Origin of the sequence: Luteibacter anthropi (genome assembly GCF_023699965.1) — a bacterium.
Classification (GTDB): Bacteria; Pseudomonadota; Gammaproteobacteria; order Xanthomonadales; family Rhodanobacteraceae; genus Luteibacter; species Luteibacter anthropi.
The window spans coordinates 3,729,204-3,746,668 of sequence record NZ_CP077072.1; the positions used below are offsets into that span (position 1 = coordinate 3,729,204).

General features: G+C 65.4%; 13 protein-coding genes. 3 read left to right on the forward strand and 10 right to left on the reverse strand.

Features of this window, described 5'->3' with window-relative positions; genetic code table 11:
- Positions 1-21: 21 nt before the first annotated feature.
- Together KR767_RS15985 and tviB are read right to left on the reverse strand one after the other, a co-directional pair.
- The gene (locus KR767_RS15985; RefSeq protein WP_250876975.1) at positions 22-1,032 is read right to left on the reverse strand and encodes an NAD-dependent epimerase; all 1,011 of its coding nucleotides are present in this window, start codon (positions 1,030-1,032) and stop codon (positions 22-24) included.
- Between the two features lie 12 nt (positions 1,033-1,044).
- Positions 1,045-2,313, reverse strand: a complete 1,269-nt coding sequence (gene tviB / locus KR767_RS15990; RefSeq protein WP_243853188.1) for a Vi polysaccharide biosynthesis UDP-N-acetylglucosamine C-6 dehydrogenase TviB — start codon at positions 2,311-2,313, stop codon at positions 1,045-1,047.
- 348 nt (positions 2,314-2,661) lie between these two features.
- Here tviB and KR767_RS15995 point away from each other — a divergent pair, with 348 nt between their 5' ends.
- The 3 genes from KR767_RS15995 to KR767_RS16005 all read left to right on the forward strand — a co-directional run bounded on the left by KR767_RS15995 (position 2,662) and on the right by KR767_RS16005 (position 6,510).
- A complete protein-coding gene (locus KR767_RS15995) occupies positions 2,662-3,309 on the forward strand; it encodes a response regulator transcription factor (protein WP_166948067.1) in 648 nt (215 codons plus the stop codon).
- The gene (locus KR767_RS16000; RefSeq protein WP_250876976.1) at positions 3,309-5,591 is read left to right on the forward strand and encodes an ATP-binding protein; all 2,283 of its coding nucleotides are present in this window, start codon (positions 3,309-3,311) and stop codon (positions 5,589-5,591) included. The genes KR767_RS15995 and KR767_RS16000 overlap by 1 nt, the downstream gene beginning before the upstream one ends.
- A 94-nt stretch (positions 5,592-5,685) precedes the next feature.
- Positions 5,686-6,510: a TIGR04325 family methyltransferase gene (locus KR767_RS16005; RefSeq protein WP_250876977.1), complete on the forward strand. Its 825-nt coding sequence runs from the start codon at positions 5,686-5,688 to the stop codon at positions 6,508-6,510.
- On the opposite strand, the gene KR767_RS16010 is transcribed toward KR767_RS16005, so the two are convergent.
- The 8 genes from KR767_RS16010 to kdpC all read right to left on the reverse strand — a co-directional run bounded on the left by KR767_RS16010 (position 6,477) and on the right by kdpC (position 17,455).
- A complete protein-coding gene (locus tag KR767_RS16010; RefSeq protein WP_250876978.1) occupies positions 6,477-9,605 on the reverse strand; it encodes an efflux RND transporter permease subunit in 3,129 nt (1,042 codons plus the stop codon). The two genes, KR767_RS16005 and KR767_RS16010, sit on opposite strands and share 34 nt — an antisense overlap.
- A complete protein-coding gene (locus KR767_RS16015; RefSeq protein WP_250876979.1) occupies positions 9,605-10,699 on the reverse strand; it encodes an efflux RND transporter periplasmic adaptor subunit in 1,095 nt (364 codons plus the stop codon). Before KR767_RS16015 ends, KR767_RS16010 begins: the two co-directional genes overlap by 1 nt.
- Positions 10,696-11,940 carry a TolC family protein gene (locus KR767_RS16020; protein WP_250876980.1) on the reverse strand — a complete coding sequence of 415 codons (1,245 nt, stop codon included), beginning with the start codon at positions 11,938-11,940 and terminating at the stop codon, positions 10,696-10,698. The genes KR767_RS16015 and KR767_RS16020 overlap by 4 nt, the downstream gene beginning before the upstream one ends.
- Before the next feature lie 74 nt (positions 11,941-12,014).
- Entirely contained in the window at positions 12,015-12,380 is a 366-nt protein-coding gene (locus KR767_RS16025) for a hypothetical protein (RefSeq protein ID WP_250876981.1), read from the reverse strand.
- Between the two features lie 126 nt (positions 12,381-12,506).
- Positions 12,507-13,205, reverse strand: a complete 699-nt coding sequence (locus KR767_RS16030) for a response regulator (protein WP_250876982.1) — start codon at positions 13,203-13,205, stop codon at positions 12,507-12,509.
- Positions 13,202-14,683: a DUF4118 domain-containing protein gene (locus tag KR767_RS16035; RefSeq protein ID WP_250876983.1), complete on the reverse strand. Its 1,482-nt coding sequence runs from the start codon at positions 14,681-14,683 to the stop codon at positions 13,202-13,204. Before KR767_RS16035 ends, KR767_RS16030 begins: the two co-directional genes overlap by 4 nt.
- 83 nt (positions 14,684-14,766) lie before the next feature.
- Positions 14,767-16,848, reverse strand: coding sequence for a potassium-transporting ATPase subunit KdpB (gene kdpB / locus KR767_RS16040; RefSeq protein WP_250876984.1), 2,082 nt, complete (start codon positions 16,846-16,848; stop codon positions 14,767-14,769).
- Positions 16,849-16,861: 13 nt separating this feature from the next.
- Positions 16,862-17,455, reverse strand: coding sequence for a potassium-transporting ATPase subunit KdpC (gene kdpC / locus KR767_RS16045; RefSeq protein ID WP_250876985.1), 594 nt, complete (start codon positions 17,453-17,455; stop codon positions 16,862-16,864).
- Between the last annotated feature and the right edge of the window lie 10 nt (positions 17,456-17,465).

Genomic DNA, 17,465 nt, shown 5'->3' on the forward strand with positions numbered 1-17,465 from the left:
CGTGCGTCGTCGCGGAAAGGGTCAGGCGGCGTAGTACTCGCGATACCAGTCGACGAAACGCTTCACTCCTTCGTGTACGTCGACCTTCGGGGCATAGCCCGTGTCATTCCGGAGCGCCGTCACGTTGGCTTCGGTGTCGGGGACGTCACCGGCCTGCAAGGGCAACATTTCCAGACGGGCCTTGCGATCCAGGCATTCTTCGAGCACGTTGATGTAGTGCAGCAATTCCACCGGCGTTTCGTTGCCAATGTTGTAGAGCCGGAAGGGGCCCACGCCGCTCGAACCCGGGTCGGGCCGGTCGCCCAGCCAGTCGGCATTGCGCGTGGGCACGCGGTCGAGGGTGCGCAGCACGCCTTCCACGATGTCGTCCACGTAGGTAAAGCTGCGCTTGTGCTGGCCGTGGTTGAACACGGGTATGGCTTCGCCGGCGAGAATCGCCTTCGTAAACAGAAACAAGGCCATGTCGGGCCGACCCCATGGGCCATAGACGGTGAAGAAGCGCAGGCCGGTGCAGGGCAGGCCGTACAGATGCGCGTAGCTGTGCGCCATCTGTTCGTTGGCTTTCTTCGATGCGGCGTAGAGCGTCAGCGGATGCTCCGTGGGCTGGGCCTCGGAGAACGGCATGGCGGTGTCGGCGCCATAGACCGAACTGGTGGAAGCGAATACCAGGTGCTCCACGTCGTGGTGGCGGCAGCCTTCCAGCACATGCAGGAAGCCGGTGACATTGCTGGCGATATATACGTGCGGGTTTTTTGCCGCATAGCGAACACCGGCCTGCGCGGCAAGGTTCACCACCCGTTGCGGGCGGTGCCGGGAGAAGACGTCCTCGACGGCCGCCCGATCCGCCAGGTCGGCGTGGATATGGGTATAGCCCGGATGCGCCGCGAACCGCGCAAGACGGGCCTTCTTCAGTCCCACGTCGTAGTAGTCCGAAAGACAGTCGATGCCCACCACCTCGTCGCCGCGTTCAAGCAGTCGCATCGCGACATGCGATCCGATGAAGCCTGCGGTACCGGTTACCAGCACTTTCATGGCGCGATCATCTCAGAGCCGGCCGTCCACCGCATGACGCGGCAGGACGTACTTCACGTCGTAAAGCAGGCAGGCCGGCTTGCCGAAGGCGCGGATGCCCTCGGCCCCCAGCGCCACGAACTGCCGGTGTCCCACCGCCACGATCACCGCGTCGTAGCTACCCACCCCGGGTGATTCGACCGGCTCGATACCGTATTCGTGAACGGCTTCAGCCGCGTGAACCCAGGGGTCGTGCACGTCCACCGACACCCCGTAACCTTCCAGCGCGCCAATGATGTCCACGACGCGGGTATTGCGCAGGTCAGGGCAGTTTTCCTTGAATGCGAGGCCCAGCACGAGCACACGGGCGGACACCGGGTTGATGCCCTTGCGCACCATGAGGCGCACGACCTCGCTGGCCACATAGGAACCCATGCCGTCGTTCGTGCGACGGCCCGCCAGGATCACGTCCGGGTGGTGGCCTACCTGTTGCGCCTTGTGGGTGAGGTAATAGGGATCGACGCTGATGCAGTGGCCGCCGACGAGGCCGGGCCGGAAGGGCAGGAAATTCCACTTTGTACCGGCGGCCTCCAGCACTTCGAGCGTGTCGATGCCCAGCCGGTTGAACAGGATGGCCAGGTCGTTGACCAGGGCGATGTTGAGATCGCGCTGGGTGTTCTCGATGACCTTGGCCGCTTCGGCCACCTTGATCGAGCTGGCCCGGTGCGTGCCTGCGACGATGATCGAGCGATACAGGCGGTCGATGAAGTCGGCCGCTTCAGGCGTGGAGCCGGAGGTGACCTTGAGAATGCCGGTCACGCGATGCTCGCGATCGCCCGGGTTGATACGCTCGGGGCTGTAGCCGGCGAAGAAGTCGCGGTTGAACACCAGCCCTGATTCGCGTTCGAGGATAGGGACGCAGACTTCCTCGGTGCAGCCGGGATATACGGTGGATTCGTATACGACGATGTCGCCGGCTTTCAGTACCCGGCCGATGGCCTGACTGGCCCGGATCAATGGCTGAAGATCGGGGCGCTTGGCGTCGTCGATGGGCGTGGGCACGGTGACGATATAGACGTCACAGGTCGCCAGATCATCCGATCCTGAGGAAAAGCGCAGCTTTGAAGAGGTGGCCAGTTCATCGGCTTCCACCTCGAGCGTGCTGTCATGCCCACCGCGCAGTTCGTCGATGCGGGCATTATTGATGTCGAAACCGAGGGTTGCGTAGCGCTTGCCGAATTCCACGGCCAGCGGAAGGCCGACATAGCCAAGGCCGACGATACCGATGCGCGCGGTTTCCAGCGCACGGGGATATTCGGCAACATAAGGTTGCGATCCGGCGGGCGGCGCGTGTGCCGCTACGCCGCTTTCGGTCCGGCGGCTTGCTGTGTCCATGCGCGGGTCCTGCCCCTTGGGTTGGCTTTTGTCGGGCCTCTTCGGCTCGGATAAAGCGTATCAACGCACCCTGCCGGTGCCTGTAGCGCTTATGGCGCTGGCCGAATGGCCGATACCCGGGCGCCACCAAAAGATAGAGGTATGGACGGCCCAACGTAGAATTGACGTTTACAACGCTGCGGTGCCGCGATAAGGTTCACGGGCCTGCCAGTGAGGGCCGGGTCCTCGATGTTCAACCTGTTATGCGATATTCCCATGCCCACGCGATCTGCCATCGGCTCCCTGCGCGTGGCTTTGCTCGACGACCATGCGCTGGTGCGCAAGGGGCTCGAAGCGGAGCTTGCCAAGGCACCGGAAATCGTACTTGTCGGCAGCTATGGCAGCAGCGTGGCTTTTCGCAACATGCTGAAGTCCATGCCCGTGGATGTGGCACTCATCGATTATTCGCTCGGTCATGGCGACATGGACGGCCTGGCGCTGGTCAAGCAACTGGTCGCGGCTTATCCATCGCTCAAGATCCTCATCGTTTCCGCGTACGACGATGGCGTCATGGTCGGCAACCTCATCAATGCCGGTGCGAGCGGTTTTGTTGCCAAGAGCCGCGAGCCTGAAGAAATCATCCGGGGCATCAAGGAAGTCCACAAGGGTGAGCAGTACCTCGCCTATACGCAGACCGTAAGCAAGAAACTGCCGGCCATCGCCTTGCTCTCGCCCAAGGAGTATGAAGTGGCCCGGTACATCGCCGAAGGCAAGCTGATCAAGGAAATCGCCGAAATGCTCAACAAGAGCGTCAAGACGGTCAGCTCGCAGAAGACCTCGGTGCAGAGCAAGCTCGGTGTCAAGAACGACGTTGAACTGCTCAGGGCACTCATTCCCCACTTCGAGAGCATCGGGCGGTCGTGATGGCCTTTGTCGCCAGGATGGCGTTGTTGATGATGGTCTGCGTGGCATGTGCCGCCGCCACGACGACACCTCCTGACGAAGCGGCAGTGAAACGCTGGACTGCTGCCCATCCGGCAGTGGAGGTGGTGCTGGACGACCAGCTTGGTGGGGAGGTGGCGGGGGGCGAAGCCAACCCGCTGGTCACCGAATATCTCAAGCTGGCCTCGCGTAACACCGGCGTGAAGTTCGAGACCTTCAAGGTCAAATCCTGGGCAGAGGCGGTCAAGGCGTTTCGTGACGGGCGCGCCGATGTGCTGCCATCGCTGTCGGATCGCCTGCTCACGGCCGACGCAGGCCCTGGCGTCATCCTGTCCGCGCCGTTCTACGTGGGTCGCACGCTGATCATTTCGCGTACCGTCGGCCCCGAAAAGCTCGATTTATACGCATTGAAAGGCCGAACCGTGGCGTTCCGCAAAGGTGGTGCCTATGAGGAATGGCTTCGCCGCGAACATCCAGAGATACAACGCGTGCCGCTGGACGATATCGTCCAGGTGCTGGCAGCGGTGGAGAGTGGCATCGCCTATGCGGCGGTAGGTGTGGATGTTTCCTACTATCCGATCATCCGGCGAGACTATCCGCTCACCCTGCATGTGGCCGGCGACGTACCGGAAATGCCGATCACGGTGCGGGTGGCCGTGCGCGCCGACCAGCCCGAGTTGCTGGCCCTGGTGCAAGGGGCGCTGGAAGGCATCGGAGACGGCGAAAACAAGCGGATCGTCGAACGCTGGCTGCAGACGGTATACCTGCGCGCGCCGACGCTCGCGCAGATCATCGCCATCTACCGTACGCAGCTTCTCATCGGCGCGGGCCTGCTGCTTTTTTCGTTGTACTGGATGCGTCGTGCCCAGCTGATATCGAAACGCAGCGAAAAGCAGAAGACCATGCTGCTGGCGGTGGTGAGCCACGAAGTACGCAATGCGGTGAATGCCGTCACCTCATCCATCGACCTGCTCGGGCGCACCTCGCTCGACGGCCCCCAGCGCGACCTCATGGCCATTGCCGCGTCGAGCAGCCGCAATCTCCAGGACATGCTGCGCAATGCACTGGATTTTGCCCGCAACGAATCCGCCGGTTTCACACCTGACCTCGACGCGTGCGATGCCTATGCGGTGGCCCGGGAGGTGCTGCATTCGCATCATGTCGCGCTGGAAGGCAAAGGCGTCGAAACCCGGTTGCAACTGCCTCTTGGCCCGCTGCCCTGGCTGCTGCTGGACAGCGCACGCTTGCGCCAGGTGCTGGACAACCTCGTAGGAAATGCCGTCAAGTTCACCACGAAGGGTCACGTGGGTGTTTCCCTCTGGCAGGACGACGGTGGCACCGCGTCGGACCACGTCCGAAGGCTCTATGTCGAGGTATCCGATAGCGGCGAAGGCATTCCCGATGCGATGCAGCGCACGGTGTTCAAGGCCTTCGGACAGGCTCACGGCGCCCGCTCGCGGCGTCTGGGTGGTGCGGGCCTGGGGCTTGCGGTCTGCCGGGATATCGTCAGCCAGCTCGGCGGTACGCTGGAACTGACCAGTGCGGTTGGCGTGGGGACCACCGTTCGCCTCATTCTGCCGACCAGCCTCGTGCCGGCGGAAGACGGCGAGGAAGATGCATGGCACGGTGACGATGAGGCGGCCGGCGAGGGCATGGTGCTGCTGGTCGAGGATCACCCGGCCAACCGACAGGTGCTGGCCGCCCAGCTTCGCCACCTGGGCTATGAAGTGGCCACTGCCGGCGACGGTCGGGAAGCAATCGACCGGTTCGGCATGGGCGATATCGAGGCCGTGCTACTCGATTGCGAGCTGCCCGACATGCCCGGCTACGACGTAGCGCGTGAACTGCGCGCCATCGAAGGGCGTGACCACACCGGGCCGGTGAAGCTCGTGGCCATTTCCGCGAATACCGGCGAGGAACACGTGCGACGTTGCGAGGCGGCGGGCATCGATGTCGTGCTGGGCAAACCGCTGGACCTTCCGGCCTTGCGCAGGGCACTCTCGGACCCCTTCGATATCGGGCAGGCCCGGGATACGTTCCGGGTGGAATCACGCGCTGATCTGCAACATATCCGGAGGGCCCTCGATCAAGGCGAGCGGGCCGATGCCTCCCGTGCGGCGCATCGCATGCGCGGTGGCGCGCTGATCTGCGGGGTAACCGATGTAGCCGAGGCATTGGACGAACTGGAGGCGCTGTTGCGCTCGCCCAAGGCCGATGTCGACGCACTGCATGCTCTGCTGGAACGGATCGAAACGATGCTGTAACTGCGACCTTCGGCCGGGCGGACTGGCCCTCCGGCCTATGGGCGCCGGCGCACGAACCGGCGCATGATTCGTTCACCGTCGCATGGGAGTCGCCATGAACGCCCAGGTCGCCACGCCCGTCTGGCAGGGCACGTCCAGCCGCATTCCCTTCGTGAGGGCATGGCAGGAAGCCCGCTATGCGCGTCGCTTTTTCGCGCATACGGCACTCACCCATCATATCTATCGCGGCGTATTCGCCAGCTTCGATGAAGCGCAGGCGAGTATTCCGCCGTCGCGTACCAGCGGCTACGACAACGACGGTTCGGCGGATCTCTACCGCGAGCGCACGCGGCGGGTCTTCATCAACGATTATCCGATGATCCACTGGCTGGGTCGTTTCTTTGGCGAGGGCGCCTCCACGGTGTTCGACATAGGCGGCCATATCGGCATCGCCTATTACGCTTACCGCAAGTATCTCGATTATCCGCAGACGCTTCGCTGGACCGTGCTCGACGTACCCGCCGTGAATGCGGCGGGACGTCGCTGGGCCGATGAGCACGATGCGTTTCGTCGCCTGGCTTTCGCCGATGACATGAGCGAAGCGTCCGGCTGTGACATCCTGTTCGCTGCCGGTTCGCTGCAATATCTCCGGATCACCCTGGCCGGGGCACTGGAGGCTTTACCGCGCAAGCCGCGCTTCCTGCTGCTCAATTCCGTGCCGGTCCACATGCGCGAGTCGTATTTCACGGTGCAGAACATCGGCGTAGCCTGCTGCCCGTACCGGGTGACCGCCGAGCGGGAATTCCTCGGCGGCCTGGCAGCACTGGGCTATCGCCTGCTCGACCGCTGGGAGAATCCCCAGCGGCACTGCACGGTGCCGTTTCATCCGGAGCTATCGCTGGATCGCTACTTCGGATTTGCCTTCCGGCTGGGCGACTGAGTTTCTTCCCGGCGTCGCTCCATCCAGTCGTACAGCACCGGCAACAGCACCAGGGTAAGCAGGGTGGACGTGATCAGGCCACCCACCACCACGGTCGCCAGAGGTCGCTGGGTTTCGGCGCCCACGCCCGAGGAAAGCAGCATGGGTACGAGGCCGAGGATCGCCACGCTGGCTGTCATGAGCACGGGGCGAAGGCGTAGCGATGTGCCCCTCAGCACGGCGTCGCGTACTCCCAGCCCGGCCTGCCGCTGCTCGTTGAGGAAACTCACCAGCACGATGCCATTGAGCATCGCCACGCCGAACACGGCAATGAATCCGATGGCAGACGGCACCGAAAGATACTGGCCGGTGAGAAACAGACCAACGATGCCACCAATGACGGCAAACGGTACGTTGGCAAGGATCAGGCCGGCGTAGCGCACCGAATTGAACGCGGTATACAACAGCACGAAGATGAAGAAGATCGTCGCCGGCACGATCAGCGACAGGCGCTTCAGCGCGCGCTGCTGGTTCTCGAAAGCACCACCCCATTCGGTGTAGTAGCCCGTGGGCAGCGCGACAGCTTTCGCGATGCGCTCGTTGGCCTCCTGCACGAAGCCGTCGATGTCGCGGCCACGCACATCCATCTGGATCACGGCGTAGCGTTGCAGCGATTCGCGGCGGATGAACGAATAGCCTTCTGCCTCGCTGACCTTCGCTACCTGGTCGAGCTGGACCAGCGCACCCGTGGGGGTGCGGATCGGGATGCGGCGTATCGCGGTGAGCGAGGCCTTGTTCGCATCGTCCAGGCGCACGGTCATGTCGAAGCGACGGATACCATCCAGCAGGGTGCTGACGGCCTCGCCACCGATACCGTTGCGAACCACCGCAAGCACATCGTCGGCATTCAGGCCGTAGCGTGCCAGGGCGTCGCGATCCACTTCGATACGCAGCTGTGGCTTGCCGATATTGGCCTCCAGCGCCAGGTCGGCCACACCGGGTACCTCGCTGAGGATGTCCTTGATGCGGCTGCTCTGGCGGTCCAGTTCGCCCAGGTCGTCGCCGTAGATTTTCAGCGCGAGCGTGGCACGAACGCCGGAGATCAGTTCCTCGATGCGCATCTGGATAGGCTGGGTGTAGCTGACCACGGCGGTGGGCAGCGCATCGGACAGTTCCTTCTGCATGTCACCCTCGATGGATTCCAGCGTTTGCCTGCTACGCCAGCCGGACTTCGGTTTCAGCGGGGTGTAGACCTCCATGTAGTTCACATCCGCCGTTTCCCCCTTTTCGGCGCGGCCGATCATGGCGAGCGTGGTATCCACCTCGGGAAACTTCGCCTTGATCCGCTCGGCGACCTGCCGCGACAGGTCGATGGATTCCTCCAGCGAAGCCGAGGGGATCGACGTGATTCGCCACATGATCGCGCCTTCGCGCAGGTTGGGCATGAATTCCTTGCCCAGGAAGGGAAACAGCGCGAGCGAACCCAGCAATGCGACGCCCGCCACGGCGATCACGGTGCGACGATGCGACAACGACCAGCCCAGCAGCCTGCCATAGCCGCGCTTGAGCCGCGCGACCAGGCGGGTGTCCTTTTCATCCTTGGGCTTCAGCACCAGCGCGGCAAGCACGGGGATCAGGGTGAGCGACAGAATGAGGGAGCCGGCCATGGCGAAGCTGATGTTGAAGGCCATGGGCTTGAACATCTTGCCTTCCAGACCCTGCAGGCTGAACAGGGGAAGGAACACCACGATGATGATCAGGATGGCGAAGGCGATGGGGTTGGCCACCTCGCGCGCGGCTTCCAGCACGGCGGCCGTACGGTTCACGTCTTCGCCGTGGGCCTTGCGCTCGGCCATGATGCGGAACGCGTTTTCCACCATGACCACCGCGCCGTCGACCATCATGCCGATGCCGATCGCGAGCCCCGCCAGGGACATCAGGTTGGCCGAGAGGCCGGCCTGGTCCATGCAGATGAAGGCGATGAGCATCGCCAGTGGCAGGGTCACCACCACGACGAGCGCGCTGCGTAGTTCACCGAGAAACAGGAACAGCACCACGGCCACGAGGATCGAGCCTTCGATCAGGGCCCGTACGGCCGTGCCCACGGCGGCGTTGACCAGTTCGGTGCGTTCGTAGACCGGCTTGACCTCGACGCCCTTCGGCAGCGACTGTTTGACCGTGGCGAGCTTCGCCTTTACGGCCTCCACCACGCTGCGCGCGTTCTCGCCGATGCGGGCCAGGGCCTGGCCCATCACCACTTCCTTGCCATCGCGGGTGACCGCACCGGTGCGTGGCGCGCCCGCCTCGATGACGCTGGCGACATCGCGGACATAGATCGGGGTGCCGTCTTCGGTCTTGAGAACGATGCCGCCGATGTCCTGCGCGTTGCGCACGAGGCCGATGCCACGAACCAGGTATTGCTCGCGCCCCACGTCGATGAAGTTTCCGCCGACCTGGGCGTTGTTGTTTTCCAGCGCCTGCATGACATCCTTGAACGACAGGTCGTGGGCGATGAGCTTCATCGGATCGACCTTCACCTGGTACTGCTTCTCCTGGCCGCCCCAGGAGGTGACGTCGTCGACACCGGGTGCAGTGCGCAGGATCAGCCGCACCGTCCAGTCCTGCAACGTGCGCAGGTCCATGTCGGAGGGCGCATTCTTCAGCTTCTCGTCGGCGCGCTCCACGGTGTACCAGAACACCTGGCCGAGGCCGGAAGTGTTCGGGCCCATCTCTGGCTTGCCATAGCCTGCCGGGAGCCGGTCGCCGACCTGTTGCAGGCGTTCGTTCACCAGCTGGCGGGCGAAATAGATATCCATGTCGTCGGCGAAATACACCGATACATACGACAGGCCGAACAGGCTGACGGAGCGGATCTGTTCCACCTTGGGCAGGCCGGCCAGGGCCGATTCGACCGGCGTGGTCAGCAATTGCTCCACATCCTCGGCGGCGAGGCCGCGGGCTTCGGTATAGACGTTGACCTGTACGGGCGTGACGTCGGGAAAGGCATCGATGGGCAGGCGGCGTACGGCCTGGAAGCCGAGGAAACCGATCACCACGAAGACGATCAGCACCAGCACCTTGTACTTGAGGGATAGGGCGACGAGGCGTTCCAGCATCACTCTTCTCCCAGCTGCGAGCGCAGGATGCGCGCCTTGAGCGCAAAGGCGCCCTTGCGCGCATAGACAGCACCGGACGCGAGGCCCTGGCGGATGGCTGTCCAACCGTCGCGTGTTTCACCGGTTTCCACGGGCGCTGCTTCGAAGGGGCCGTCCTTGGTACGACGCACGAAAACGGTGGGCTGGTTCTGCAACAGCACCACGGCGTCGGCCGGCACGGCGAGCTGGCGGCTTTGCGTGTCGATGGCGATGCGGGTCTCGACCAGTTCGCCGGGGTGCAGCAGGTCCTTGCGGTTGTCCACGCGGATACGAACCGGCACGGTGCGGGTTTTCTCGTCGGTCTGGTGGGAGCGCTGGATCACCTTGCCGGGCAGGGCGTTGCCATGTGCGAGCACCGTGACGGCGCTGCCTTCCTTCACTTCCTCGGCAGCGGCCGGTGCAAGCCGGGCCTCCACCCACACGGAGTCCTCGGTGACCACGGTAAACAGGGTCTGCCCCGGCTCCACGCGCTGGCCCACGAGGAAATCGTCGGTAGTGATACGCCCGGCGCTGGGTGCCAGCAGCTCGAAACTGCCATCGGCGGCAGACGAACCCCGTTTGACGACACGTGCGACCTGTCCGTCGGAGAGGCCATAGGCACGCAGCTTTGCCCGTGCCTGATCGCGTGCGACCAGCGCTTCGTTGTAGCGGCGCGCAGAGACGGCCTGCTCGCCAAGGGCGGATACACGGTTCCAGTCCTGGCTGGCAACGATGAGTTGTCCCTGGATTTCGGCCACATCGACACTGGACAGCTCCACCAGCGGAGCACCCGCGGTAACGACATCGCCCAGCTTCGCCTTGCGGGCAACCACCTGGGCGGCGACGCGTGGCGAGACGAGCACGGTGGAATACGCATCTACCTTCACTTCGCCGGGCGCACCGATCTGGTCGGTGACCGAGCGTTCGGCGAGGGTGTCGAGGACGATGCCGGCATCGCGGATGGCCGCGGCGTCAAGGCGAAGGGGATTGGCCGGCGCGGCATCTTCCGCATGCAGCGGCAGGAAGGCGACAGCGAGAGCGAGGCCGAGCAGGTGACGGCGCAGGGGAGATTTCATCGGGAAGCATCCTGTGAGGGACCATCGATCCAGTCCGTGAGGCGGCCGGCCGTGGCGAGGTAGTCGAACCAGGCCTGCCATGCCTGGCTTTCGAGCGCGAGCCCGGCCAGGGCGGTATCGAGGCTTTGCTTGAGTTGCACGAGATAGTCGGAGGTGCCGATCTCGCCGGATTGCCAGAGCCGTTCGAGCGTGTTCGCCCGCTCTTCGAAGGCATTGGCGCGGCCACGGCGGAAGGCTTCGCTGGCCGCACGCAGCGCTTCGTACGTGGTGGCGTTCTGGCGCAGGGATGCATCCACGCGCAGGCGTTCGGCCCGGCGCGTGGCATAGGCGGCATCGGCATTCGCACGGGCGGCATCGATATCCGCCCGCCCGGTATTCAGCACGGGCAGGGGAATCGATACGCTGACGCCGATGACGCGATCCGTGCGTGCGCCGCTGCGCACCTGTCCACCCGTGAGGCTGAAGGTTGGGTCGGGCAGTCGCGCGCGCTGGGCCACGGTGACGCCGGCCTCCGCGCGCTCCTGCTCAGCGCGCGCCTGGATCAGTTCAGGGCGTTCGTCGGCGGCCAGCGGCTGTATGGTGTCCGCGCGCGGCGGCAGGTCCTGGGGCAGGCCGGGCAGGTCGCGTTCGTTTTCGCCGAGCGAGGCCAGCGCGGCAAACGCCGAGGCACGCTGGCCCGCCAGGGCGGCCTGCTGCACTTGTGCTTCGCCGAGCGCGAGCCCGGCCAGGTCACGTTCGGGACTGCTGATGTCGCCCACGCTGAGCCGCCTGGCGGCCAGTTCATCAAAGCGGCGCATGAGCTCCACCCGCTTGCGACCGAGGTCTTCCTGCGCAGTGGACAGGATCGCCATAGACCAGGCCTTGAGCCATCCGGCGGCGATGTCACGGCGCTGGAGCGTGTACGCCGCTTCGCGGGCGCGTACTTCGGCGTCACTCTCCGCCATGCGTGCGCGGCGCTTGCCGGTGACATCCACCGCAAGGCTTGCACCGACCGTGCGGCGATCCACGTCGGCGTTCTCGCCGTCGAGGTTGAGGGTGGGGTTGTAGACCGGCTGGGAGGCAGCGCGCGCACGAGCACGTGCAGCCTCCAGTTCGGCCTGCGCGGCCTGTACCTGTGGGCTGCTGGCCCAGAGGTTGCGCACGGCATCGCGCAGGGGAAGGGGTGCGGCGGGCCCGGCCGTGGCGGTCGCGGCCAGGAACGCGCACACGGCGCCCAGCGCCGCGTTACGCAGCTGGAACATGAGGGGATTCTCCCGAAAGCGATCACAGGGCGACGCGACCGCGCGGGCAGTCGTCGTCGGTCAGCGTGGCGCGATCAGGCGATGGGAGGGCGTAGCGGGGATCGCTGGAAATGCGGCGACGGTGCGACCGGAATCGCCGCAGGAGGCTGTGACGCAGGGATGGCCGCGACCACGGGCAGAATGGTCGCAGGCATGGCTACCGTATGCGCACAAGCGCAATGGCAGCCCTTGCCTTCGTTGAGCACGCAGTGGTCGCCATCGTTGTCGATGGATGCGCTGATACCGGGTGCATCGCCGATGAGCGTCGTGACGGGGCCCGGACCATCCAGGATGCAGAACGTGCTCATGCCCACCTTGAACAGCAGCACCGCCAGGGCGAGCAGCCACACGCCGCGATGGCGACGAAGGCGGTTCAACAGGCGTGGGGAGGCGGCGGGCATGGGCGAATGCTAGGCAGGCAGGCGCCTGTTAGACAATCTCATCCGGCATATCCGATCGTGCAGGAGCGTGCCTTGGGCGCGACCAGTGATCGCAAACCGGTTGCGCGCAAGGCGCGCTCCTACAGGTCAATCGATGCCCGCGAGGCGGTAGCCCACCTGGAGTTCGGTGACCAGGTGGCGGGGGCGTGCGGGTTCGTCTTCGAGTTTCTGGCGCAGGTTGGCCATGTACACGCGCACGTAGTGCGGGCGGTTGGCGTAGCCGGGGCCCCAGACATCGAGCAGTAGTTGCTTGTGAGTGAGGACCTTGCCCTGGCCGCGTACGAGTGCGGCAAGCAGGCGGAATTCGATAGGGGTGAGGTGCACCGCTTCGTCGCGGCGGGTTACCTCGTGCGTGGCGAGATCCACGCTGATGTCGCCGAAACGGATGCGTGAGCCTGCATGGCCCTTGTCACCAGCGAGGCTGGCACGACGCAGCTGTGCTCGCACGCGTGCCACCAGTTCGGGTACGCCGAAGGGTTTGACGAGGTAGTCGTCGGCACCTGCTTCGAGCGCAGCGACCTTCTCCGTTTCGCTGTCGCGTGCCGACAGCACGATGATCGGCGCCGACGACCAGCCACGCACATCGCGGATCACGGCTTTGCCATCGTCATCGGGCAGACCGAGATCCAGCACGATCAGATCGGGCTGGCGACTCGCGGCATCGATGCGGCCGCGCAAGGCGTCTTCGGATTCGAATACCTGCATGTCCTCACGCTCCAGCGCGAGACGCAGGAAGCGGCGGATATCGCTTTCGTCCTCGATGACGAGGATGCGCGGGCGGGTCATGTCAGGTCTTCCATGTCGATGGCGGGCGGATCGCCTGCCGCGAGGCGGATCTCGAAACGTGCGCCGCTGGGCATACGACGCGAGGCGACAATGCTGCCGCCGTGCGCTTCGACGATGCGACGGCACAGTGCCAGACCGAGTCCGACGCCGGGCACGGACGATTCACTGGTGCCACGAGTGAAGTCGGCGAACAGGCTGCTTGCATTGATATCTGCCGGAAAGCCGGGGCCATCGTCTTCCACCCAGACATGCAGCATGGCGCCGATGCGGTCGGCGCGCACCCAGATGGTGGCGTCGTTGGGCGTGTATTTCACGGCATTGTCCAGAAGATTGGCGAGCACGCGCTCGAACAGGCCGGCATCGAGTTCCACCAGGGGCAGGGTGGGCGCCAGTTCCACGACGATGCGACGGCCGCCGAGCGGAATGGTGGAAAGCGCCGCGCCAAGCACTTCGTCCAGCGCATGCCACTGGCGGTCGAGGCGCACGCCTTCGCCCTGCAGGCGTGCCGTGTCGAGCAGGTTGCTGACCTGGCGTTGCATGCGATCGGCCTGTGCCGCAATGGCATGCGCTACGTCGTCATCGCCCAGCATGCCGGCCATGCCGCGAATGGCGGTCAATGGCGTGCGCAGGTCGTGCGACACGGCGGCGAGCAAGGCGTTGCGCAGGCTTTCGCCTTCCATGCGCAGCATGGTGTCGTGCGCTACTTCCACGAAGTGCACACGCTCCAGCGCGAGCGCCACCAGCGATCGGCAGGCATCGAGCAGGGAGGCACGGTCGCCATCCAGCGGTGCCGGGTCGGGGCGCCGCAGGATCAGCACGCCACGCGTGCGCAGCGGTGTGACCAGTGGCAGGTAGGTGGCATCGCTGGCTGGCAGCGTGTCGGTATGGCGTCCGGCGGGGCGGCCCTGTTCGAGAACCCACTGGGCCACCGCAGCATCGCCACCGGCATGATCGACGATGCGCTCGTCGAGGCCCGGCAGCAGCAGGCTGACGCTGCCGTCGAACAGGGGGCCGACACGATCGGCGCATATGCGCACGATGTCGTCGTTGCGCACGGCGCCGGCAAGATCGCTGGCGACGGCGGCCAGCGCACTGGCGCGCCGCTCGCCGGCCAACGCCGTGACAGCCTCTTCGCGCAGACGCGCGGCGAGCTGCCCCGTGACCAATGCCACCACGAGCATCAGCACGAAGGTGAAGATGTATTGCGTGTCGGAGACGTGGAAGGACCACACAGGCGGCACGAAGAAAAAGTCGAAGCTCGCCACGCATGCGAGGGCAGCCAGCGCACCGGCCGCACGACCCCAGCGCAGCGCCACCAGCACCACGGTGAGCAGGAACAGCATCACCACGTTGGAAAGGTCGAACACCCTCAGCAGCAGCGCGGCGATGCCCGTGCTGACCGCGCAGGCGGCCAGGGCAAACAGCAGCGCGCGGAAGCGGATGGGGCGCCGCCGCGCCGGATCGGGGCGCTGGATCATCGGTGGCCACGCGTGGTCAAGACTGGCCGGCGATGATACCTGCGCCCGGGCGGGCGCAGGTATCCGGAACATCGTGACGGCCCTCACATCAACGGCGTGAGCAGCTGGTCGATGAGCTTGATGCCGATAAAGGGCGCAATGAGGCCGCCCACGCCGTAGATCAGCAGGTTGCGCACCAGCAGGCGCTGGGCGGGTGCGGGGCGGTAGCGCACGCCGCGCAAGGCAAGCGGAATCAGCGCCACGATGATCAGGGCGTTGAAGATCACGGCCGAGAGAATCGCCGAAGCAGGCGAATGCAGGCGCATCACGTTCAGCGCATCCAGCGACGGATACGTGGCGACGAAGGCGGCCGGCACGATGGCGAAATACTTGGCGAGGTCGTTCGCCACGCTGAAGGTGGTGAGCGCGCCGCGCGTCATGATCATCTGCTTGCCCACCTCGACCACCCGCAGCAGCTTGGTCGGATTGGAATCCAGGTCGACCATGTTGCCAGCTTCCTTGGCCGCCTGGGTGCCGGTGTTCATCGCCACGGCCACGTCGGCCTGGGCCAGCGCCGGGGCGTCGTTGGTGCCGTCGCCGGTCATCGCCACCAGGCGGCCCTCGGCCTGGTAGCGGCGGATGAGGGCGAGCTTGTCCTCGGGCGTGGCCTCGGCCAGGAAGTCGTCCACGCCGGCTTCCGCGGCGATGGCGGCGGCCGTGAGGCGGTTGTCGCCGGTGATCATCACCGTGGCGATGCCCATGCGGCGCAGGCGGGCGAACTGCTCCTTGATGCCGTCCTTGACGATGTCCTTCAGTTCCACCACGCCGAGCACCTGGCGGCCGTCGGACACCACCAGCGGTGTCGAGCCACGACGGGCCACCGACTCTACGCTGCGTTCCACGTCCAGGGGGAAGGCGCCGCCCAGCGCTTCCACATGGGCACGGATCGCGGAGGCGGCGCCCTTGCGAATGATCCGCTCGCCCAGATCCACGCCGCTCATGCGGGTGCGCGCACTGAACGGCACGGCCACGCCGCCATTGAGTTCGCGCCCGCGCAGGTCGAAGCGCTGCTTGGCGAGAATGACGATGGAGCGGCCTTCGGGGGTTTCGTCGGCCAGCGAGGCATATTGCGCGGCATCGGCCAGCGCGCCTTCCTCGATGCCCACGGCGGGCAGGAAGGCGTGGGCCTGGCGATTGCCGAGCGTGATGGTGCCGGTCTTGTCGAGCAGTAGCACGTCTACGTCGCCTGCCGCCTCGATGGCGCGGCCGGAAATGGCGATGACGTTGTTCTTCAGCATGCGGCTCATGCCGGCAATGCCGATGGCCGAGAGCAGGGCGCCGATCGTGGTGGGAATCAGGCACACCAGCAGGGCCACCAGCACGGTCAGGCCCACGACGCTGCCATGTCCGCTCAGCAGCACGCTGAGCGACGAGAACGGCAGCAGGCTTGCGCACACGGCGAGAAAGATCGCGGTGAGTGCCACCAGCAGGATGGTAAGCGCCACTTCGTTCGGCGTCTTGCCGCGGCGGGCGCCTTCCACCATCGCGATCATGCGGTCGAGGAAGGCTTCGCCCGGGTTGGCGGTGACGCGCACGATGATCCAGTCGGACAGCACGCGGGTGCCGCCGGTCACCGACGAGAAGTCACCGCCGGATTCACGCACCACGGGCGCGGATTCACCGGTGATGGCGGATTCGTCGACCGAAGCGACGCCTTCCACCACCTCGCCATCGGCGGGAATGGTGTCGCCGGCTTCCACCAGCACGAAGGTGCCGGCCACGATCTCGTCGCTGGGCACGATATGCCAGGTGCTGTCGTAGCGCGGCTCGCGCAGTACACGGGCATGCACGCGCTTCTTCGCGGCACGCAGTGCTTCGGCCTGGGCCTTGCCGCGTCCTTCGGCCAGCGCCTCGGCGGCGTTGGCGAACAGCACGGTGAACCACAGCCAGGCGGCGATGGCGAAGATGAAACCCGTGGGAGCGTCGGCGTGCCCGCGCAGGGCCTGGATGCCAAGCACGGTGGTAAGGATGCTGCCGAGGTATACGACGAACATCACGGGGTTTTTCCACTGCGTGGCCGGAGCAAGCTTGGCGAACGCGGCGACGATGACGTCGACCAGGCCGGGCGAGGCCACGGCGGGGCGCGGAGCGATGTCGTCGGGGATGGTGGGATGCGGGGTGGTCATGGGCATCTCCAGATTAAGGCGTACCACCCGACGCCGTGGCGTCGAGGGCAAGGTTGAGGGCAAGCACGTTTACGCGCGGTTCGCCGAGCAGGCCGAGCTGCCGGCCGGTGGCCTGTGCGTCGATCAGCGCGACGACGCGTGGCAGCGGCAGGTGTCGTTGTCCGGCGACGCGTGCGGCCTGCGCATGAGCGTTGGCGAGCGTGATGTCGGGATCGAGGCCGGACGCGGAGGCGGTGACGGCATCCACCGGCACCGGTGCGTCCGCCGTGAGGCCGTTTTCCTTGCGGTAGGCATTGGCACGGTCGTGCAGGCTGTCGAGCAGCTTGCGGCTGGTGGGGCCGAGGTTGCTCGCACCACTGGATGCCGCATCGTATGAGGTGTTGCCGGTGATGCTGGGACGAGGGTGAAAGTAGTCCGGACGATGGAAGTCCTGGCCGATCACGGTTGAGCCGATGGTGGCACCACCGTGCGTGACGAGGCTGCCGCTGGCCTGGCGAGGGAAGAACGCCTTCGCCAGCGCCGTGCTGGCAAGCGGATAGCCGAGCCCGGTCACCGCCATGAACAGCACGGCGGACACGAGTACGGGACGAACGAGGGAGGAAGTCATCGCGTGGCCT